The organism is Rubrivivax gelatinosus, assembly GCF_004340905.1.
Classification (GTDB): Bacteria; Pseudomonadota; Gammaproteobacteria; order Burkholderiales; family Burkholderiaceae_C; genus Rubrivivax; species Rubrivivax gelatinosus.
Genome location: NZ_SLXD01000003.1, coordinates 36,251 through 57,049 on the forward strand (window position 1 = coordinate 36,251; position 20,799 = coordinate 57,049).

Consider the following 20,799-nt stretch of genomic DNA (forward strand, 5'->3'; position numbering starts at 1 on the left):
CGCCCCGGCTCAGTGCAGCGGTTCGTCGGGCGTCGCGCCGTCCAGCACCGTGAAGGCGTTGTTGCCGACGCTGCGCGCCTCGGTCTCGGCCTCGTCGGCCTCGCGCACGCCGCGCACGCGGATCGTCAGCCGCAGCGCCATGCCGGCCAGCGGGTGGTTGCCGTCGAGCACGACGTGCGACGGGTAGACCTCGCTGACGACGTAGATCGTGTCGGCCGGCATGTCCGGCGTCGCCGCGCCGGGCGGCAGGCCTTCGAAGGCCATGCCGGTCTCCAGCGCCTCGGGGAAGAGCTTACGGTCCTCGAAGCAGACGAGTTCGCTCTTGTAGTCGCCGAAGGCCTGCTCGGGCTCGAGCTGCACGCGGACCTCGTCGCCTTCGACGTGGCCGGCGAGCGCTTCCTCGACCGGGGCGAGCAGGTCGTCGCCGCCGAAGAAGAACTCGACCGGTTCCTTCAGTTCGTCGATCGGGTGGTTCTGTGCGTCGGTCAGCAGCCAGGTGAGGCTGACGACGCAGGGAGCTGCGATGTTCATCGGGCGATGATCGCACAGCGTCCGCGGGACAATGGGGCATGGATCTCAACGCACCGACCGCCCTGCTGGGCGGGCTCTCGCCGCAGGCCTTCATGCGGCGCCACTGGCAGAAAAAGCCCTTGCTCGTGCGCCAGGCGCTGCCGGGCGTGACCCCGCCGCTGGCCCGCGCCGCGCTGTTCGACCTCGCCGGCAGCGAAGACGTCGAGTCGCGCCTGGTGCAGCGCGACGGCGGCCGCTGGTCGCTGCGCCAGGGGCCGTTCGCGCGCCGCACGCTGCCGCCGGCCTCACGCCCGGGCTGGACGCTGCTGGTGCAGGGCCTGGACCTGCACCTGCCGGCGGCGCACGAGCTGCTGCGCCGCTTTGCCTTCATCCCCGAGGCGCGCCTGGACGACCTGATGCTGTCCTGGGCCAGCGACGGCGGCGGCGTCGGCCCGCACCTGGACTCGTACGACGTGTTCCTGATCCAGGTCCACGGCCGCCGCCGCTGGCGCATCGGCCCGGTGGCCGACGAGACGCTGCTGCCCGACATGCCGGTGCGGCTGCTGCAGCACTTCGAGCCCGCCGAGGAGTGGGTGCTCGAACCCGGCGACATGCTCTACCTGCCGCCGCGCTGGGGCCACGACGGCATCGCCGAGGGCGAGTGCATGACGGCCTCGGCGGGTTTTCGCGTGCCGCTGCAGACCGGCCTGGCGCGCGAGCTGCTGCAGCGCCTGGCCGAGGACGACGAACTCGGCGACGGCGCGCTCTACCGCGACCCGCGCCAGCCCGCCACCGCGACGCCGGGCCAGATCCCGGCGGGGCTGCGCGAGTTCGCCGGCCGGGCCGTCGAGCGCCTGCTCGCGCGCCGCGGAGCGCTCGACCGCGCGCTCGGCGAGATCCTCAGCGAACCCAAGCCGCGTGTGTGGTTCGAAGGCGAGGAGGTCCAGGGCGACGAGGCCTTCGCCGCCGGCGTCGCGCTCGATCCGAAGAGCCGCATGCTCTACGACGAGCGCCACGTCTTCCTGAACGGCGAGTCCTTCGTCGCCGGCGGCCGCGACGCGCGCCTGATGCGCCGGCTGGCCGACGAACGTGCCTTGTCGCCACGCGACTGTGCCGGCCTCAGCGAGGGCGCACGCGAGACGGTGGCCGGCTGGATGGAGAGCGGCTGGGTGCGCCGCAGCATGCGATGAGCACGGGCGCGGCGCTGTTCGACTCGCGCGGCGCGTTTCAGGATGCCGTGCGCCAGGCCTTCGTCGCCGCGATCGAACGCGGCGCGCGGCGCATCGTCTGCTGCGATCCCGACTTCGCCGACTGGCCGCTGGACGACACCACGCTGCATGCCCGCCTCGTGCCCTGGCTGAAGCTGCCGCAGCGCCGCCTCCTGCTGCTGGCCGCCGACTGGAGCGTGCTGCCCCGCCGGCATCCGCGGTTTGTCACCTGGCGTGCGCCCTGGGTGCACGCGGTCGAGGGCTGGACGCCGGCCGAAGGCGACGATGCCGAGCTGCCGCGGGTGCTGGTCGACGACGGCGACGTCTTCCTGCACCTGCGCGACGCCGAGCACTGGCGTGGCCGCGCCGGCCGCGACACGGCCGAAGCGCAGCGCTGGCGCGACACGATCGACGGGCGCATTGAGCGTGCGCAAGCCGCTTTTTTCGTGCGTCCTTTGGGCCTGTAGGGGAATGCACCTATTCGGCGCTATACTTTTAGGCTAGGCATGGGAGAGGCATAAACGCCGTCCTTGCCTTTGGGGGTGGAGGGTTTCGAGATCCGGGTCGGGTCACCCGCCATCCCTTGAGGTTCCGTCGACCCACAATTCCCTGAGGACACACGCATGAACAAGTCGATCGTTCTGGCTTCGCTGGTCGCCGCGATGGCGCTGGCCGCCTGCGGCAAGAAGGAAGAAACCCCCCCGCCGCCGCCGCCGGCCGCTGAACCGGCCCCGGCCGCTTCGGAAGCCGCTTCGGCTCCGATGGAAGCCGCGTCGGAAGTCGCTGCCCCGGCTTCGGAAGCCGCCTCGCAATAATCGCGAGACCGAGCGACTCGTACGCTCTGAAGCCGCCTTCGGGCGGCTTTTTTCATGCCTGCGACAAACCCGCAGGGCCAAGAAAAAGGCCGCCCGCAGGCGGCCTTCGTGCATGTGGATGTCCTCAGTGCAGTTCGGCGGCCAGGATGCCGGCGATGCGCTCGCCGGCTTCACCGGCCGAACCGGTGCCGCTGGCCGGCTGCACGGTGACCGTCGTCTTGTCGCCGTCGGCCTTGACCAGCACGCGGTAACGCTGCGGCCCCTGCGGGGTGTCCTTGGCGCCGAAGAGCTTCGAGAAGAAGCCCGGCTCGTCCTTGCCGATGTCCTTCGGGTCGATGTAGCGCACGAAGTACAGGCCGGCGGCGCGGTCGCGGTCCTCGACGGTGAAGCCGGTGCGGTCGAGCACCAGGCCGACTCGGCGCCATGCGCGGTCGAAGCCTTCGGCGATCTCCACCGTCGCCGGCGTGCCGGTGACCAGGCGCGCTCGCTGCGGCGCGGTCGCCGGGGTGGCGACGGCCTCGCGTGCCTGAGCCTCGGGTGTGCCCAGCTTGACCATCAGCCGCGCCAGCATCTCGGCCTCGAGTTCGGGATCGCTGGCGCGCGGCCGCCATTCGGTCGCCTCCTGCCGCTCGCCGACGTAGACCTCCTGCAGCCCGCGGTGCGCGATGTAGACCTCGCTGCCGGTGGCGGTGCGCTCGATGCGCATGCGGAAGCGGTCGCGCTCGCCGGTGTCGTACAGGTTGCCGAAGACGCGGCCGATCGTGCTGCGGATGAAATCGTGCGGCAGCTTGGCCTTGTTCTCGGCCCAGTCGGTCTCGAGGATGCCGGTCTGCGGATCCTCGGTCTCGACGATGAAGCCGCGCTCCTGCCAGAAGGCCTTGATCTGCGGCCACAGCTGTTCAGGGGCCATCGGAACGACCAGCCAGCGCTCGTTGCCCAGGCGCTCGATGCGGGTCTCGCCGCGCGCCACCGGCGCCACCGCCGCCGCGCCGGACACGGGCGCGCCGGTGGCCGAGGGCACGGCGGTCGAGTTGGCGGCGCTGATCACGCCACCCTGGCTCTGGTAGCGGCTGTCGCGCGAGAGCTGGCTCAGGTCGGGCGGCACGTCCAGCGGCTGCTCGCGCACCTTGGTGCTGCGGTAGTCCACCTTGTCGCCCGACAGCATGTCGCCGAGCGAGGAGCAGCCGGCCAGCACGACGGCAACGGCGAGCGCGGTGGTCCGGGCTGCGGGAACGACGGGAAAACGATTCACGGTGACGGTCTCCGGCGCGGCCGGTCTTGGCCGCGGGTGCAAGGTGAGGGGCTTCAGAGGAGCACGCCGGCGTCGGCGAGCGCGGCGTCCACCGCGGCCTGGCCGGCTTCGGTGACGGGCAGCAGGGGCAGGCGCAGCACGTTGGCGCAGCGGCCGAGACGATGCAGCGCCCACTTCGCGGGCGCCGGGTTGGACTCGCAGAACAGCGCGCGATGCAGTGCCAGCAGCTGGAGGTGGATCGCCGTCGCGCGGCGTGCGTCGCCGTCGACGGCGGCCATGCACAGCTCGTGCATCAGCTTCGGGGCGACGTTGGCGGTGACGCTGACGTTGCCCTTGCCGCCCAGCAGCATCAGCGCGACGGCGGTGCCGTCGTCGCCGGAGTAGACCGAGAAGCCCTCGGGCGCGTGCTTGATCAGCCAGGCGGCACGTTCGATGTTGCCGGTGGCTTCCTTGATGCCGAAGACGCCGGGCACCTGGGCCACGCGCAGCGCGGTCTCGGGCAGCATGTCCGCGACCGTGCGGCCGGGCACGTTGTAGAGCATCAGCGGCAGGTCGACCGCCTCGGCGATCGCGCGGAAGTGGCGGTAGATGCCTTCCTGCGACGGCTTGTTGTAGTAGGGCACGACCTGCAGCGTGCAGTCGGCGCCGACTTCCTTGGCGAAGCGCGTGAGCTCGATCGCCTCGGCGGTGGAGTTGCCGCCGGCGCCGGCCATGATGGGCACGCGGCCCTGGGCGCGCTGGACCGAGAAGCGGATCACCTCGCAGTGCTCGGGCACCGTGAGCGTGGCCGATTCGCCGGTGGTGCCGACGACGCCGATGCAGTCGGTGCCCTCGGCGATGTGCCAGTCGATGAGCCGGCCCAGGGCGTCGTAGTCGACGCTGCCGTCCGGGTGCATCGGCGTGACGAGCGCGACGATGCTGCCAACAATTGCCTTCATGCGCTTAAAGCCGTAGCCGCGGTAAATCGGCGATTTTAGCTGCCAGACTGCGACGCTCCGGCGAGCACGAGGGCGCCGCCCGGCGGCGCGACGGCGACGATGCGCTGCACGCGCCGTGGCGGCCCGTCGAGCAGCCCGTCTTCGTAGGCCAGCACGTGCAGGCCCGCGGCGGCTGACAGCAGTTCGCCGGGCGCCAGCAGGAACTCCGGCCGCGACGGCCGGCCATAGGCTTCCTGGCCGCGCGCGAAGGTCTCGTAGACCAGCACGCCGCCGTCGGCCAGCGCCGCGCGCAGCGCCGGCAACAGCGGCCGCCAGAGGTAGTTCGTCACCAGCACCGCGTCGAAGCGGCGGCCGGGCAGCGGCCAGGGGCCGGCCTCCAGGTCGGCGACGACGGTCTCGGCCACGGCCGACAGCGGCGCCAGCGCCTGGGCGTCGCGGTCGATGCCGGTGACGCGCAGGCCGCGCGCGGCCAGCCAGCGCACGTGGCGGCCGCTGCCGCAGGCGACGTCGAGCACGCTGCCGCCGGCGGGCAGCAGGTGCGCCCAGCGTTGCAGCCAGTCCGAGGGCGGGGCGAGGCCCGGCATCAGAAGCAGGACCAGACACGTGTCGCCAGGTCGACGACGGTGTCCGGGTCGCGGTAGGCGGCGAATACCGCGGCGAGCACCGCCGCCGCCACCAGCCAGGCCAGCACACGGCCGAGCTTCATGCCGCCACCGGGCGCGCCTCGGCGCGTTCGATCGCCGTCTCGCGCACCGGCAGGTTGACCAGCGCCGCGAACACGCCCAGTGCAACCGCGATCCACCAGACGACCTGGTAGCTGCCGGTCGCGTCGTAGAGCCGGCCGCCCAGCCAGACGCCGAGGAAGGAGCCGACCTGGTGGCTGAGGAAGACGATGCCGCCGAGCATCGACATGTAACGCACGCCGAAGATCTGGGCGACGATGGCGTTCGTCGGCGGCACCGTCGACAGCCACAGCACGCCCATCGTCGCGGCGAAGAGGTAGACGCCCCAGGGGGTGATCGGCGACAGCACGAAGACCGTGATCACGACCGCACGCAGCAGGTAGATCACCGCCAGGATGTGGCGCTTGGCGAGCTTCTGGCCCAGCACCCCGGCGGCGTAGGTGCCGAAGACGTTGAACAGGCCGATCAGCGCCAGCGCGGTGGTCGCGACCTCGGGGCCCAGGCCCTGGTCCTTCAGGTAGGCCGGCATGTGCACGCCGATGAACACGACCTGGAAGCCGCAGACGAAGTAGCCGGCGGTCAGCAGCAGGAAGCTGCGGTAGCCCAGCGCCTCGCGCAGCGCCGCGCCCACGCTCTGCGCCGGGCCGGTGTGCACGCCGGCGCCTTCGGGCTCCTTCAGGCCGAAGGCCAGCGGCACGATGGCCAGCGCCGCGCAGCCGAGCAGGAACAGCGCGTTCTGCCAGCCCAGCCCGACGATCAGCCAGTTTTCCACCGGCACCATCAGGAACTGGCCGAACGAACCCGCGGCGGCGGCCACGCCCATCGCCCAGGAGCGTTTCTCGGGCGCGACGTTGCGTGCGATGACGCCGTAGATCACCGCGTAGGTCGTGCCCGACTGGGCGATGCCGATCAGCAGCCCGGCGCCGCCGGTGAAGGCCAGGCCCGAGGTCGCCAGCGCCATCGACACGAGGCCCAGCGCGTACAGCACCGCGCCGACGATCAGCACGCGGAAGGCGCCCCAGCGGTCGGCCAGCATGCCGGCCACCGGCCCGGCCAGGCCCCAGGCGAGGTTCTGCACCGCCAGCGCGAAGGCGAAGGTCTCGCGCGTCCAGCCGCGGTCCATCGTGATCGGCTGCAGCCACAGGCCGAAACCGTGGCGGATGCCCATGCTGAGCGTGACGATCGCGGCGCCGCACAGCAGCACCTGCGTCATCGACAGGCGCGGGGCGGTCGTGGCGGTGGTCATGGGGGCGCAATGTATCCAATGCGCCGTGGTCGCGTCGGCGGCGCGGTCGGGGTGGCGGCGCGCTGACGGTGATCGTGCTCCACCGTGGTTCCTTCGTGCACTTTGAAGGTTCAGTTGCAGGCGATTCGGTGCATACGTGATTGAATGGTGAATCGTTAGGAGGATCTCGGGAAACTATGGTGAAAGCGTCTGCGTGACGGTCGGTAGAGTGCGCCTCTTCAACGGCAACGGCAGCGGCGCATGAAGGTCCTGGTCCTGGGCAGCGGTGTCATCGGCACCTCGGTGGCTTACTACCTCGCGAAGTCGGGGCACGAGGTCGAGGTCGTCGACCGCCAGAGCGGCCCGGCGCTGGAAACGAGCTTCGGCAACGCCGGCGAGATCTCGCCGGGTTATTCGTCGCCCTGGGCCGGCCCGGGCGTGCCGGTGAAGGCCATCAAGTGGATGCTGATGCAGCACTCGCCGCTGGTCGTCAGCGCGCTGCTCGACCCGAAGATGTGGCGCTGGGGCCTGGCGATGCTGGCCAACTGCAACGCCCGCGCCTATGCGCTCAACAAGAGCCGCATGGTGCCGATCGCCGAGTACAGCCGCGACTGCCTGAAGGCGCTGCGTGCCGAGACCGGCATCGAGTACGACGACCGCGCCCAGGGCACGCTGCAGCTGTTTCGCACCCAGAAGCAGCTCGACGGCATCGCCGGCGACGTCGAGGTGCTGCGCCAGTACGGCGTGCCCTTCGAGGTGCTGGACCGCGAGGGTTTCGTCAAGGTCGAGCCGGCGCTGGCGCTGACGAAGGACAAGTTCGTCGGTGCGCTGCGCCTGCCCAACGACGAGACCGGCGACTGTTTCAAGTTCACCAACCGCCTGGCCGAGATGGCGCGTGCGCTGGGCGTGCGCTTTCGTTTCGACACGACGGTGCAGGGTGTCGAGGTCAGCGGCGGCCGCGTCTCGGCGGTGCGCACGACGGCCGGCACGCTGACGGCCGACCGTGTCGTCGTCGCGCTGGGCAGCTTCTCGCCGCAGTGGATGAAGCCGCTGGGCCTGGACCTGCCGGTCTACCCGGTCAAGGGTTATTCGATCACCGTTCCGATCACCGACGCGGCGGGCGCACCCGAGTCGACGATCATGGACGAGACGCACAAGGTGGCCGTCACGCGCCTGGGCGAGCGCATCCGCGTCGGCGGCACGGCCGAGCTCGGCGGCTTCGACCTGACGCTGCGCGGCGGCCGCCGGCAGACGCTGGAGCACGTCGTCACCGACCTGTTCCCGCGCGGCGGCGACGTCTCGCGCGCCGAGTTCTGGTGTGGCCTGCGCCCGATGACGCCCGACGGCACGCCGATCGTCGGCGAGACCCCGGTGCGCGACCTGCTGCTGGCCACCGGCCACGGCACGCTGGGCTGGACGATGGCCGCCGGCACCGGGCGTGTCATCGCCGACATCGTCTCGGGCCGCCCGCCCGAGATCGACGTTACGCCGCTGAACATCGCACGCTACCGCTGACCCGCAGCCCCTTTGCCGGCCGCCCGGCGCGCGGCTTCCTAGAATCCGCGCCATGGTGATGAAGCAAGGCAGTTACGGCGAAGCCTCGATCCGCGTCTTGAAGGGCCTGGAGCCCGTCAAGCAGCGGCCGGGCATGTACACGCGCACGGACAACCCGCTGCACGTGGTCCAGGAAGTGATCGACAACGCCGCCGACGAGGCGCTGGCGGGGTTCGGCAAACGCATCGCGGTGACGCTGCACGCCGACGGCTCGGTCGCCGTCGAGGACGACGGCCGCGGCATCCCCTTCGGCCTGCACCCCGAGGAGCAGGTGCCGGTGCTGGAGATCGTCTACACGCGGCTGCACGCCGGCGGCAAGTTCGACAAGGGATCGGGCGGCGCCTACAGCTTTTCCGGCGGCCTGCACGGCGTCGGCGTCAGCGTGACCAATGCGCTGGCGACGCGGCTGGAGGTGACGGTCTGGCGCGAAGGCCAGTGCGCGACGCTCGCCTTCGGCAACGGCGGCGAGGTCGTCGAGCCGCTGGTGGTGCGCAAGGCGAGTTCGAGCGAACGCCGTCATGGCACGCGGGTGCGGGTCTGGCCCGATCCGAAGTACTTCGAGAGCCCCGAACTGCCGCGCGCCGAGCTGCTGCACCTGCTGCGCAGCAAGGCCGTGCTGATGCCCGGCGTCACCGTCACGCTGGCCACCGAGAAGAGCGGCGACACGCAGACCTGGTGCTACCAGTCCGGCCTGCGCGACTACCTGATGCAGAGCCTGGCCGCCGAGCCGCTGATCCCGCTGTTCGAAGGCGCCCAGTACGCCGCCGCCAACGAGACCGAGAGCTTCGCCGAAGGCGAGGGCGCGGCCTGGTGCGTGGCCTTCACCGACGAAGGCACGACGCTGCGCGAGAGCTACGTCAACCTGATCCCGACGGTGGCCGGCGGCACCCACGAGTCGGGCCTGAAGGACGGCCTGTTCCAGGCGGTCAAGGGTTTCATCGAGCTGCACGCGCTGATGCCCAAGGGCGTCAAGCTGATGCCCGAGGACGTGTTCTCGCGCGCCAGCTTCGTGCTCTCGGCCAAGGTGCTGGACCCGCAGTTCCAGGGCCAGATCAAGGAGCGGCTGAACAGCCGCGACGCGCTGAAACTCGTCGCCAGCTTCGTGCGCCCGGCGCTGGAGATCTGGCTCAACCAGCACGTCGAGTTCGGCAAGAAGCTGGCCGAACTCGTGATCCGCCAGGCGCAGACGCGCCAGCGCGCCGGCCAGAAGGTCGAGAAGAAGAAGGGCTCGGGCGTCGCCGTGCTGCCCGGCAAGCTGACCGACTGCGAGAGCCGCGACCTGAGCTTGAACGAGGTCTTCCTCGTCGAGGGCGACTCCGCCGGCGGCAGCGCCAAGATGGGCCGCGACAAGGAGACCCAGGCCATCCTGCCGCTGCGCGGCAAGGTGCTGAACTCCTGGGAGGTCGAGCGCGACCTGCTGTTCAAGAACAACGAGATCCACGACATCTCGGTGGCGATGGGCGTGGACCCGCACGGCCCGGCCGACGAACCCGACCTGTCGGGGCTGCGCTACGGCAAGGTCTGCATCCTGTCGGACGCCGACGTCGACGGCTCGCACATCCAGGTGCTGCTGCTGACGCTTTTCTTCCGCCACTTCCCGAAGCTGATCGAACGCGGCCACGTCTACGTCGCGCGGCCGCCGCTGTACCGCATCGACGCGCCGGCACGCGGCAAGCGTCCGGCGGCCAAGCTCTACGCGCTGGACGACGGCGAGCTTGAAGCGGCGCTGGACAAGCTGCGCAAGGAAGGCGCGCGCGAAGGCTCGTGGACCATCAGCCGCTTCAAGGGCCTGGGCGAGATGAACGCCGAGCAGCTCTGGGACACGACGCTGAACCCCGAGACGCGGCGGCTGCTGCCGGTGGCCTTCGGCGCGCCGGGCTTCGACAACACGGTCGACCTGTTCACTCGGCTGATGGGCAAGGGCGAGGCGCAGGCGCGGCGCGACCTGATGGAACTGCGCGCCGACGCGGTCGAGATCGACGTCTGAGGCGGCGCCATCCGCGTTGTCCTGACGCCGGGATCGGGGGTTGACGCTCCGGGCGGCGGCCGGAAAAGTCAAATACTTCGTTTGTTTGTGGCTTTTCTTTGCCGGAGTGAATCCATGACCCAGGTTTTCAAGCCGCTGCGCACCGCCGTCGTGCTGGCAGTCTCGGCGTTCGTGTGCAGTGGGGCGATGGCCGCGGCCAGCGCCGACGCTGGCAGTGTGCGCGTCATCGTCGCGTACAAGGCCGGTGCCGCCGCCAAGATCCGCAGCGGCCTCGCGGCGCTGGGTGGCAAGGTGCGCGCCGATCTCGCTGACGACAGCGCGATCGCGATCACCGTGCCCAAGGCCAAGCTCGCCAAGCTGAAGAAGCTGGCGGGTGTCGACTACGTCGAAGAGGACTACGTCCACAAGATCCTTGGCAAGCGCAGCACCTCGGTGAAGAGCCGCAAGGTCGCCGCCGCCGCCGCCTCGACCCAGACCGTGCCTTACGGCATCACGCTGGTTCAGGCCGACCAGGTCAGCGGCACGCCGGCCTGGACGCCCAAGGTCTGCATCGTCGACTCCGGCATCGACGGCACCCATGAAGACCTGGTCGGCAACAAGCTGGCGGGCCAGAACTTCTCCGGCTCGGGCAGCTGGAACACCGACGAGAGCGCGCACGGCACGCACGTCGCCGGCACCATCGCGGCGCTGGACAACGACCTGGGCGTTGTCGGCGTCAACGGCAAGAAGCAGGTCTCGCTGTACATCGCCAAGGTGTTCGACGCCAGCGGCAGCGCCAGCGCCTCGACGATCACCAAGGCCATCAACGCCTGCGGCCGCGCCAAGGCGAACATCGTCTCGATGTCCCTGGGCAGCAACGGCGCCAGCAAGACCGAGAAGCGCGTCATCGACCGCCTGGCGAAGAAGGGCATCCTGTTCATCGCCGCCGCGGGCAACGACGGCACGACCGCCGTGTCCTATCCGGCCGGCTTCGACAACGTGATGTCGGTGGCTGCCGTCGACGAGAACAAGGCCTGGGCCACGTTCTCGCAATACAACTCGACCGTCGACATCGCCGCTCCGGGCGTGGCCGTCGTCTCGACCGTGCCGCCCAATGTGCTGACGATGGGTGTGCTGAAGGTCGGCGGCGTCACCGTGCCTTCGCTGTCGATGGAAGGCTCGCCGGTCACCGGCGCCACCGGCCCGCTGGCTGACTTCGGCTTCGGCGACACCGCGGCGGCCGGCTCGATGACCGGCAAGGTCTGCCTGATCTCGCGCGGCAACATCTCCTTCGCCGACAAGGTCGTGAACTGCCAGACCAGCGGCGGCATCGGCGCGGTCATCTACAACAACACCGCGGGCGAGCTCGCCGGCACGATGGGCGAGGTCGTGACCACGATCCCGTCGGTCGGCATCACCCAGGCCGACGGCGCGACGCTGATGGGCAAGCTCGGCACCTCGACCTACGTCGCGATCGAGCCGGATCCGGCCAAGTACTCCGCGTTCAACGGCACCTCGATGGCCACGCCGCACACCTCGGCCGTCGCCGCGCTGGTGTGGAGCTACTTCCCGAGCTGCACGGCGTCGCAGATCCGCGCGTCGCTGATCAACAGCGCGCTGGACATCGGCGACACCGGCCGCGACGACAAGACCGGCGCCGGCCTGGTGCAGGCCAAGGCCGCGATCGACCGCATCAACACGATGGGCTGCGGCAACTAAAGCCTGATCCGCATGGCCGCAAGGCCGTGCACGATCTCCCGAAACCGCCGGCTGCGCCCGGCGGTTTTCTTTTGGGCCGCGCCGAACTGCACCGCGTGCACGGCGGTGTTCGAACGATCGCCGCGCGGTGCGCCGCCTACGATGCGGCGATCGTGTCCCGCTCCCGTCTCTCCCGCCTGCGCCCGGTCGCGCTGTCGCTGCTGCTGGCCGCCGGCTCCGGCGCGCACGCCGAACTCTGGGGTTATGTCGACGCCCAGGGCGTGGCGCACTTCGCCTCGCGCGCGGTCGACTCCCGCTACCGCCTGGTGCACGCCGACACCGCCAGCACCGGCCCGCGCGTGCCCGGCAAACGCGACGGCGCCGACGCGCTGCTGACCTGGATGGAGATCGCGCCCGAGGCCAAGGCCCTCGTGCCCTGGGTGCGCGAGGCCGCGCGTGCGCACGGCGTCGACGCCGAACTGCTGACCGCCGTCATCGCCGTCGAATCCGGTTTCCGGCGCGACGCGGTGTCGCCGCGTGGCGCCATCGGGCTGATGCAGATCACCGCCGTCACCGGCGACCGCTACGCCACCCCGGCCGAACGCCGCCAGCCCGCGGCCGAACGCCTGTTCGACGCACGCACCAACATCCACACCGGCGCGCGCATGCTCGCCGACCTGACGCGCCGCTACGGCCACATCGAGCTCGCGCTGGCGGCCTGGAACGCCGGCGAAGGCACGGTGCGCCGCCATGGCGGCCTGCCACGGCTGGCCGAGACCCGCGCCCACGTGCACCTCGTGCTGGAGCTGTACTGGGCGCTGCTGCAGCGCAGCCAGGCGGCGCGCGCGACGCGGCTGGCGCTGGGCTGATCGGCGCCGCGCCGGCGCCGCCCGGCGGCGTTTGCGAGAATCGCCGCCTTTCCAAGCCGAGCGGCCCCGGCCGCCCGCCCTGCATGCGAGACCTCTTCGACTTCGCGGCGGCCGAACCCGCCGACGCCCTCACGCTGGCCGACTACGCCGAACGCGCCTACCTCGAGTACGCGCTGTCGGTCGTCAAGGGCCGCGCGCTGCCCGACGTCTGCGACGGCCAGAAGCCGGTGCAGCGCCGCATCCTCTACGCGATGCACCGCATGGGGCTGGGCTTCAGCGGCAACGTCGGCGCCAAGCCGGTGAAGAGCGCGCGGGTCGTCGGCGACGTGCTCGGCCGCTACCACCCGCACGGCGACACCGCGGCCTACGACGCGATGGTGCGCATGGCGCAGGACTTCAGCCAGCGCTATCCGCTGGTCGACGGCCAGGGCAACTTCGGCAGCCGCGACGGCGACGGCGCGGCGGCGATGCGCTACACCGAAGCCCGGCTGGCGCCGATCGCGCGCCTGCTGCTCGACGAGATCGACGAAGGCACGGTCGAGTTCCAGCCCAACTACGACGGCTCGACCCAGGAGCCGCGCCAGCTGCCGGCGCGCCTGCCCTTCGTGCTGCTCAACGGCGCCTCGGGCATCGCCGTCGGCCTGGCCACCGAGATCCCCAGCCACAACCTGCGCGAGGTCGCGGCCGCCGCGGTGGCGCTGATCCGCGAGCCCGAGCTGGCCGACGACGCGCTGTTCACGCTCCTGCCCGGCCCCGACTTCCCCGGCGGCGGACAGATCATCAGCAGCGCCGCCGAGATCCGCGCCGCCTACGCCAGCGGCCGCGGCAGCCTGAAGCTGCGCGCGCGCTGGACGATCGAGGACCTGGCGCGCGGCCAGTGGCAGCTGGTCGTCAACGAGCTGCCGCCGGGCACCAGCGCCCAGCGTGTGCTCGAGGAGATCGAGGAGCTGACCAACCCCAAGCTGCGCCCCGGCAAGAAGGCGCTGACGCAGGAGCAGCAGCAGCTCAGGCAGACCGTGCTGGCGGTGCTCGACGCGGTGCGCGACGAGTCCAGCAAGGACGCGCCGGTGCGCCTGGTCTTCGAGCCCAAGAGCCGCACCGTCTCGCAGCCCGACCTGATCACGACGCTGCTGGCCAACACCAGCCTGGAGTGCAACGCGCCGGTCAACCTGACGGTGGTCGGCGCCGACGGCCGGCCGACGCAGAAGAGCCTGCGCCGCATGCTCGAGGAGTGGATCGGCTTTCGCCAGGACACGGTGCAGCGGCGCACCCGGCACCGCCTGGACAAGGTGCTGGAGCGCATCCACGTGCTCGAAGGCCGGCAGCTGGTGCTGCTGAACATCGACGAGGTGATCCGCATCATCCGCGAGAGCGACGAGCCGCGCGCCGCGCTGATCGCGCGCTTCAACTTGAGCGAGCGCCAGGCCGACGACATCCTCGACCTGCGGCTGCGCCAGCTGGCGCGGCTGGAGGCGATCAAGATCGAGCAGGAGCTGAAGGAGCTGCGCGAGCAGCAGGCCAGGCTGGAAGAGATCCTGGGCAGCCCGGCGGTGCTCAAGCGCACGCTGATCCGCGAGATCGAGGCCGACGCCAAGGCCTTCGGCGACGAGCGCCGCACGCTGATCCAGGAGGAGCGCCGCGCGGTCGCCGAGATCCGTGTCGTCGACGAGCCGGTGACGGTGGTCGTCAGCCAGAAGGGCTGGGTGCGGGCGTTGAAGGGCCACGAGGTCGAGCGTTCGACGCTGGGCTTCAAGGCCGGCGACGCGCTCTACGCCACCTTCGCCAGCCGCAGCGTGGACACGCTGCTGGTCTTCGGCGAGCGCGGCCGGGTCTACAGCGTCGCCGTCTCGTCGCTGCCCGGCGGCCGCGGCGACGGCGTGCCGATCACGACGCTGATCGAGCTGGAGGCCGGCACCACGATCGCCCACTACTGGGCCGGCGCCGCCGACACGACGCTGCTGCTGGCCAACAGCGGCGGCTTCGGCCTGCTGGCCAAGGCCGCCGACCTGCACGGCCGCCAGCGTGCCGGCAAGAGCTTCCTGACGCTGGAAGCGGGCGAACGGCCGCTGGAGCCCTGGGCGGTGGCCGCCGGCCAGAGCAACGCCGCCTGCCTGGCGGCCGACGGCCGGCTGCTGGTCTATCCGCTCGACGAACTCAAGCACCAGCCCAACGGCGGCCGCGGCCTGACGCTGATGGACGTCGACGCGGCAACACCGCTGGTCGCGGTGGCCGCCTGCGCGCAGTCGGTGCAGGTGGTCGGCAGCGGCCGCGGCGGCAAGGCGCGCGAGGAGGAGATCCGCAACAGCGCCTTCACCAGCTGCATCGGCAAACGCGCGCGCAAGGGGCGCAAGCTGGAAGGCTTCCAGAAGGTCGCGGCGCTGCGCACCCCCGCGACCTGAGGGGGCGGGGGCCTCGTCCGGCGTGATCTGCGTCACGCCGCGACAGCGATCGGGACGCTGCGTCCCCGGACCGCGGGGATGCAGCCGTCCGTAAGCAAAAGTATCGTCAACCCCCAGGAAACCCAAGGAACGACGATGCTCCAACGTCCGCTGCGTGCCGTCATCGGCGCCATCGCACTCACCGCCGCCTGCGCAGGCGCCCAGGCGGCCACCGTGACGCTCGACGGCTGGGCCTACGACCGTTTCTCCAACGTCTCGGTGACGGGTTACAGCGGCAAGGCCGGCGCGTTCGGCGGCACGCTGAGCGATGCCGGGGCGTTCTCGAGCGAGGACTTCGTCACCTATTGCATCGAGCTGGGCGAAGGCGTCTCCTTCGGCCAGACGATCTCCGGCTACCAGATCGCCGATGGTGTCGACTACTTCGGCTCCGACAAGGCCAGCCTGCTGGGCAAGCTGATGACCGTCGCCTCCTCGCTGGACTACACCGACGAGAGCTGGAAGAAGGTCGGCGCCCTGCAACTGGCGATCTGGAACGTGGTCTACGACACCGACCTGACGCTGTTCTCGGGCGACTTCGAGTCCGCCAACTACTGGCTGAGCGTCGGCGCCGACCAGCTGCTGGCCGCCGCGGCCGCGCTCACCGACTCCGACTACGACGTCTACGCGCTGAAAAAGTCCGGAGTGCAGGACCTGCTGCTGGTCTCGCTGAAGGACTCCGGTGGCGGCGGTGGCAGCGTGCCCGAACCCGGCACGGCCGCGCTGGCGCTGCTGGCCCTGGGTGCCGCCGGCGCCGGGCTGCGCCGCCGCAAGGCCTGACGGCGGCGGGCCGCGGCTCTAGCGCCGCGGCTGCGCCATCACCGTGATGGCGCCCAGCGCCGACAGCACGAACAACGCCAGGCTCCAGAACTCGTAAGGCAGGCCGAAGAGGTGGGCCGCGGCGTCGGCGCAGCTGGTCATCGCCATGAAGAGGTCGGGGTAGCGCGCGTCCAGCCCGAGCGCGCCGATGAAACGTTCGGCCCAGGACAGGTCGCACGAGGCCTCGCTGGCAGCGACGAAGTGCTGCCACAGCGCAGCGCCGATGCCGCAGCCGGCGAATCCCAGCGCCAGCAGCGCCCCGATGCGCCGGCCCAGCGGCGAACGCCAGACCAGCGCCAGCGCGGCCGCGGCCGCCAGCGCCAGGAAGATCAGGCGCTGCAGCACGCACCAGGGGCAGGGCTGCATGTTCCAGGCGTGCTGGGTGTAGTAGGCCGCACCGACGGCCGCGGGGCCGCCGAGCGCGATCGCACCCAGCACCAGGTCGGCGCGCTTCACTTCAGCTCGGCGATGAGCTCGATCTCGACGCAGGCGCCCAGCGGGATCTGCGCCACGCCGAAGGCGCTGCGTGCATGGGCGCCGATCTCGGCGCCGAAGACCTCGGCGAAGAGCTCGCTGGCGCCGTTGGTCACGAGGTGCTGCTCGGTGAAGGTCGGCGTGCTGTTCACCAGGCTCATCACCTTGACGATGCGGGCCACGTTCTCCAGGCCGCCGGCGGCAGCGGCCAGCGTGCCCAGCAGGTCGACGGCGATCGCCCGTGCCGCGGCCTGGCCTTCGGCGGTCGTCATCGTCAGGCCGAGCTGGCCGACCCAGGGCTTGCCGTCGCGCTTGGCGATGTGCCCGGAGATGAAGACGAGCTTGCCGGTCTGCACGAACGGCACGTAGGCAGCGGCGGGCACGGCGACGGCGGGCAGCGTGATGCCCAGCTGGTTCAGGCGGTCTTGAATGCTCATGGTCGGCTCGGGAGGGCACGCCTTCGGGGGTGCCGTTCAGGGGAACGGGGCATCCTACACTGGGCCGATGAGGGGCCGGAACGAGCCTGCGACACGAGGGTGGTGGGCGCCGGCGGCCGGCTGGCTGGCCGGCACGCTGCTGCAGTTGCAGCAGCCGGCGCTGCGTTCCCCGGCCGAGCAGGCGCTCTTGGCCGCCGCGGCGCTGGCCATCCTGGCGCTGGCCTGGTGCTGCCGGCCGCCGGCCTGGCGCCACGCCGGCCTGGCGGTCGCCGCCGCGGCGCTGGCCTTCGCCGCGAGCGACTGGCGTGCCGCACGGCGGCTCGACCAAGGGCTTGCTCCCGAGCTGGCCGGCGCCGAGCTGGTGCTCACCGCAGTCGTCGTGCGCCTGCCGGCGGTGCACGCCGGCGGCGTGCGTTTCGTCGTCGAGACCGAGCGTGCGACGACCCCCGACGGCCGCCCGGTGACGCTGCCCCCGCGCATCGTGCTCGGCTGGTATGCCGACGGCGACGCGCGCCCGCCGGTGCCGGCGGTCGGTGAACGCTGGCGCTGGGGCGTCAGGCTGAAGCCGCCGCACGGCGCGTTCAACCCTCATGGTTGGGATGCCGAGCTGGCCTGGTTCGTCCAGGGCATCGGCGCCACGGGCAGCGTGCGCAGCGCCCCTGCGCCGCTGCGTCTGGCGGTCGACACCGCAGCGCCGCTGGAGCGCTGGCGCCAGCGGGTGCGTGATGCGGTCTTCCGGCAGGTCGGCGACCCGGCTGCCGCCGGCGTGCTGGCGGCGCTGGCCATCGGCGACCAGGCGGCGATCGACCGCGAGGACTGGGAGGTCTTCCGCCTCACCGGCGTCGCCCACCTGATGAGCATTTCCGGCCTGCACGTGACGATGTTCGCCTGGCTGGCCGGCGCCGCGATCGGCCGGCTGTGGCGGCGCAGCGGGCGCGGGCTGCTGTGGCTGCCGGCGCCGCAGGCCGCGCGCTGGGGCGGGCTGGCCTGCGCGACGGCCTACGCGCTGGCCGCCGGCTGGGGCGTGCCGGCGCAGCGCACGGTCGGCATGCTGGCCACCGTCGTCGTGCTGCGCAGCGTCGGCCGGCGCTGGCCGCTGCCGGCGGTGCTGCTGGCTGCGGCGCTGGCCGTCGTGCTGATCGACCCCTGGGCGCTGCTGCAGCCGGGTTTCTGGCTGTCTTTCGTCGCCGTGGCGCTGCTGGCGATGTCCGGGCCAGCGCCGGCCGCGCGGCCGGCGCTGGCCGACGAACCGCGTCCGTGGAGGCGCCGCTGGACCGCGCTGCGCGAGGCCGCGCGTGGCGGGCTGCGCACCCAGGCGGTGGCCAGCGTCGGCCTGGCGCCGCTGTCGATGCTGTTCTTCCAGCAGGTCTCGGGGGTCGGCTTCGTCGCCAACCTGCTCGCGATCCCGCTGGTGACCCTGGTCGTGACGCCGCTGGCGCTGGCCGGCGTGCTGCTGCCGCCGCTCTGGAGCCTGGCGGCCGGGCTGCTCGACCTGCTGCGCTGGGGGCTGGCGACGATGGCGGCCTGGCCCTGGGCCTCGTGGACGGCGGCCGCGGCGCCGCCCTGGGCCGTCGCCGCCGGGCTGCTGGGCGGACTGCTCGCGGTGCTGCCGCTGCCGTGGCGGCTGCGCTGGCTGGCCGTGCCACTGATGCTGCCGCTGCTGGCGCCGCCGGTGCCGCGGCCGGCCGAAGGGCGCTTCGAGCTCGTCGCCGCCGACGTCGGCCAGGGCAGCGCGCTGCTGCTGCGCACCGCGCGCCACCTGCTCGTCTTCGACGCCGGGCCGCGCTGGGGCCCCGAGGCCGATGCCGGGTCGCGCGTGCTGCTGCCGCTGTTGCGCGCACGCGGCGAACGCCGCATCGACCTGCTGATGCTCAGCCACCGCGACACCGACCACGTCGGCGGTGCCGCCGCGCTGCTGGCGGCGCTGCCGGTCGGCGAACTCGTCGGTTCGCTGCCCGACGGCCACCCCTTGCTCGGCGCCGTGCCTCATCGGCGCTGCAGGGCGGGTGAACGATGGCGCTGGGACGGCGTCGAGTTCGAGCTGCTGCACCCGCCGGCCGGCATGGTGATCGCCGACGCGGCGTCGAACGCCACGAGCTGCGTGCTGCGTGTGCGCGGCTCGCTCGCCAGCGTGCTGCTGCCCGGCGACCTGCCGGCGGCGCAGGAGCTGGCGCTGGTGGCCTCCGGCGCGCCGCTGGCGGCCGACGTGCTCGTCGTGCCCCACCACGGCAGCCGCAGTTCTTCGAGCGAGGCCTTCGTCGCCGCGGTGGCGCCGCGTTTCGCCGTCGTGCAGGCCGGCTACCGCAACCGCTTCGGCCACCCGGCGCCGGAGGTGAGCGCGCGCTTCGCCGCGCGCGGCATCCCGCTGCTGCGCAGCGACGCTTGCGGCGCCTGGACGCTGTCGGCCGATGGCCTCGGCTCCTGCGAGCGCGAACGCTCGCCGCGCTACTGGCATCATCGGCCGTCGTCGCCCTGATCGCCCGCAACGTGTCCGCCGCCGCAGAATCGCTGTTCGCCCAAGGCACGCGTGCCTTCGCCGACGGCGACCTGGCCGCCGCCGAGGCCGCGCTGCGGGAGGCGATCGCCTTGCAGCCCACGCTGGCCGAGGCCCACGCCAACCTCGCGCTGACGCTCGAACGCCGCGGCCGTGCCGACGAGGCCGAAGCCGCCTACCGCGAGGCGCTGGCGCAGGCGCCGCAGGCGGCGCCGATCTGGAACCTGCTGGGCACGCTGCTGCTGACACGCCGGCGCCGGCTCGACGCCGAGGTGGCGCTGACACGCGCGGTCTCGCTGGATCCGGACTCTCCCGCGGGCTGGACGCATCTGGGCCTGCTGTACGCGGCCACCGGCCTGGACCGCCTGGCCGAAGGCTGCCACCGGCGCGCGCTGGAGCTCGACGCCGGCCACGTCGACGCCGCGCTCAACCTCGCGACGCTGCTGCTGCGCCAGGGCCGCTGGGACGAAGGCTGGACGCTGTTCGACGGCCGCCGCTGGTCGGGCGCGCTGGCCGCACGGCTGCCGATGCCCCGCTGGGCCGGCGAGCCGCTGGCCGGGCGCTCGCTGCTGATCGGCACCGAGGCCGGGCTGGGCGACATGATCCAGTTCGTGCGTTATGCCGCCATCGCCAAGGCGGCCGGTGCCGGGCGTGTCGGCGTGCTGGCCTATGCGCCGCTGGTCCGCCTGCTGGCCGGCGCCGACGGCGTCGACGAGGTCGTGCCGCTGTCGGCCGACATCACCGCCGGTGACTGGGACCTGTGGGTGCCGCCGATGAGCCTGCCGCGGCACCTCGGCACGCGGGTGGACACGGTGCCGGCGATGCTGCCCTACCTGCGGCCCGACCCGGCGCTGGTCGTGCACTGGCGCGGCGTGCTCGGCGACGCCGGCGGCCGGCGCCGCATCGGCCTGGTCTGGCGTGGCAACCCGCGCTTCGAGACCGATGCCTGGCGTTCGCTGCCTTCGCTGGCCGAACTGGCGCCGCTGGCCACGCTGCCTGGCGTGCAGCTCGTCAGCCTGCAGAAGGGCGCCGGCGAAGACGAGGCCGCGGCACCGCCGTTCGCGCTGCTGGACCCGATGCCGGCCGTCGCCGACCTGGCCGACACCGCGGCCATCATCGAGAACCTGGACCTCGTCGTCAGCGTCGACACCGCCGTCGCCCACCTGGCCGGCGCGCTGGGCACGCCCTGCGCGCTGCTGCTGCCCGACTTCAACGTCGACTGGCGCTGGCTCGAGGGCCGCGCCGACACGCCCTGGTACCCGGGCGTGATGCGGCTGTTCCGTCGCCCGGCGGCCGGCCGCTGGGCCGACGCGGTGGCCGAGCTGCAGGCCGAACTCGAAGCCGCGCTCGCCGCCTGAGCCGCGCTTGCGCGGCGGCGTGCGGCCGTCGCCGTCGCGCTGGCATCATCGCCGCAGCCCGCGC

Annotated in this window: 19 protein-coding genes; 11 read left to right on the plus strand and 8 right to left on the minus strand. The window is 72.1% G+C overall.

Annotated elements, in window-relative coordinates:
- Nucleotides 1–9: 9 nt before the first annotated feature.
- Nucleotides 10–531, minus strand: a complete 522-nt coding sequence (locus EV684_RS05735; RefSeq protein ID WP_132645257.1) for an FKBP-type peptidyl-prolyl cis-trans isomerase — start codon at nt 529–531, stop codon at nt 10–12.
- Nucleotides 532–569: 38 nt separating this feature from the next.
- Here EV684_RS05735 and EV684_RS05740 point away from each other — a divergent pair, with 38 nt between their 5' ends.
- The 3 genes from EV684_RS05740 (at nt 570) to EV684_RS05750 (ending at nt 2,533) form a co-directional block, all read left to right on the plus strand.
- Complete coding sequence (locus EV684_RS05740) at nt 570–1,700, plus strand: cupin domain-containing protein (RefSeq protein ID WP_132645258.1); 1,131 nt, start codon at nt 570–572, stop codon at nt 1,698–1,700.
- A complete protein-coding gene (locus EV684_RS05745) occupies nt 1,697–2,185 on the plus strand; it encodes a hypothetical protein (RefSeq protein WP_132645259.1) in 489 nt (162 codons plus the stop codon). The genes EV684_RS05740 and EV684_RS05745 overlap by 4 nt, the downstream gene beginning before the upstream one ends.
- Before the next feature lie 156 nt (nt 2,186–2,341).
- Nucleotides 2,342–2,533: a hypothetical protein gene (locus EV684_RS05750; protein ID WP_132645260.1), complete on the plus strand. Its 192-nt coding sequence runs from the start codon at nt 2,342–2,344 to the stop codon at nt 2,531–2,533.
- Nucleotides 2,534–2,657: 124 nt separating this feature from the next.
- Here EV684_RS05750 and bamC read toward each other — a convergent pair whose 3' ends face one another.
- From bamC to EV684_RS05770, 5 genes are read right to left on the minus strand one after another with little or no spacing between them, the layout of a single operon-like run.
- Entirely contained in the window at nt 2,658–3,785 is a 1,128-nt protein-coding gene (bamC, locus tag EV684_RS05755; RefSeq protein WP_132645261.1) for an outer membrane protein assembly factor BamC, read from the minus strand.
- A 53-nt stretch (nt 3,786–3,838) separates the two neighbouring features.
- A complete protein-coding gene (dapA, locus tag EV684_RS05760) occupies nt 3,839–4,723 on the minus strand; it encodes a 4-hydroxy-tetrahydrodipicolinate synthase (protein WP_132645262.1) in 885 nt (294 codons plus the stop codon).
- A 35-nt stretch (nt 4,724–4,758) separates the two neighbouring features.
- Nucleotides 4,759–5,307, minus strand: a complete 549-nt coding sequence (locus tag EV684_RS05765; RefSeq protein ID WP_132645263.1) for a class I SAM-dependent methyltransferase — start codon at nt 5,305–5,307, stop codon at nt 4,759–4,761.
- Complete coding sequence (locus tag EV684_RS24520) at nt 5,307–5,429, minus strand: hypothetical protein (protein ID WP_259375524.1); 123 nt, start codon at nt 5,427–5,429, stop codon at nt 5,307–5,309. The genes EV684_RS05765 and EV684_RS24520 overlap by 1 nt, the downstream gene beginning before the upstream one ends.
- On the minus strand, nt 5,426–6,652 hold the full coding sequence (locus EV684_RS05770; RefSeq protein WP_132645264.1) for an MFS transporter: 1,227 nt from the start codon (nt 6,650–6,652) through the stop codon (nt 5,426–5,428). The genes EV684_RS24520 and EV684_RS05770 overlap by 4 nt, the downstream gene beginning before the upstream one ends.
- Before the next feature lie 240 nt (nt 6,653–6,892).
- Between EV684_RS05770 and EV684_RS05775 the strand changes: the two genes are divergently transcribed.
- The 6 genes from EV684_RS05775 to EV684_RS05800 all read left to right on the plus strand — a co-directional run bounded on the left by EV684_RS05775 (nt 6,893) and on the right by EV684_RS05800 (nt 15,933).
- Nucleotides 6,893–8,146, plus strand: coding sequence for a D-amino acid dehydrogenase (locus EV684_RS05775; RefSeq protein ID WP_132645265.1), 1,254 nt, complete (start codon nt 6,893–6,895; stop codon nt 8,144–8,146).
- 52 nt (nt 8,147–8,198) lie between these two features.
- Entirely contained in the window at nt 8,199–10,172 is a 1,974-nt protein-coding gene (locus tag EV684_RS05780; protein ID WP_132645266.1) for a DNA topoisomerase IV subunit B, read from the plus strand.
- A 114-nt stretch (nt 10,173–10,286) separates the two neighbouring features.
- Nucleotides 10,287–11,870: a S8 family serine peptidase gene (locus tag EV684_RS05785; protein ID WP_132645267.1), complete on the plus strand. Its 1,584-nt coding sequence runs from the start codon at nt 10,287–10,289 to the stop codon at nt 11,868–11,870.
- A gap of 152 nt (nt 11,871–12,022) precedes the next feature.
- On the plus strand, nt 12,023–12,718 hold the full coding sequence (locus tag EV684_RS05790; protein ID WP_243651064.1) for a lytic transglycosylase domain-containing protein: 696 nt from the start codon (nt 12,023–12,025) through the stop codon (nt 12,716–12,718).
- Between the two features lie 83 nt (nt 12,719–12,801).
- Nucleotides 12,802–15,117 (plus strand): DNA topoisomerase IV subunit A, encoded by a 2,316-nt coding sequence (gene parC, locus EV684_RS05795; RefSeq protein ID WP_132645268.1) that lies wholly within the window; start codon nt 12,802–12,804, stop codon nt 15,115–15,117.
- A gap of 135 nt (nt 15,118–15,252) precedes the next feature.
- Nucleotides 15,253–15,933 (plus strand): PEP-CTERM sorting domain-containing protein, encoded by a 681-nt coding sequence (locus EV684_RS05800; RefSeq protein WP_242478545.1) that lies wholly within the window; start codon nt 15,253–15,255, stop codon nt 15,931–15,933.
- Between the two features lie 18 nt (nt 15,934–15,951).
- Here the strand turns inward: EV684_RS05800 and EV684_RS05805 are convergent, their stop codons facing one another.
- On the minus strand, nt 15,952–16,428 hold the full coding sequence (locus tag EV684_RS05805) for a disulfide bond formation protein B (protein WP_132645270.1): 477 nt from the start codon (nt 16,426–16,428) through the stop codon (nt 15,952–15,954).
- The gene (locus tag EV684_RS05810) at nt 16,425–16,883 is read right to left on the minus strand and encodes a RidA family protein (protein ID WP_132645271.1); all 459 of its coding nucleotides are present in this window, start codon (nt 16,881–16,883) and stop codon (nt 16,425–16,427) included. The genes EV684_RS05805 and EV684_RS05810 overlap by 4 nt, the downstream gene beginning before the upstream one ends.
- A 67-nt stretch (nt 16,884–16,950) precedes the next feature.
- Here EV684_RS05810 and EV684_RS05815 point away from each other — a divergent pair, with 67 nt between their 5' ends.
- Nucleotides 16,951–19,359 (plus strand): DNA internalization-related competence protein ComEC/Rec2, encoded by a 2,409-nt coding sequence (locus EV684_RS05815; RefSeq protein WP_132645272.1) that lies wholly within the window; start codon nt 16,951–16,953, stop codon nt 19,357–19,359.
- A gap of 11 nt (nt 19,360–19,370) precedes the next feature.
- A complete protein-coding gene (locus tag EV684_RS05820; protein ID WP_132645273.1) occupies nt 19,371–20,735 on the plus strand; it encodes a tetratricopeptide repeat protein in 1,365 nt (454 codons plus the stop codon).
- Nucleotides 20,736–20,799 lie beyond the last annotated feature (64 nt).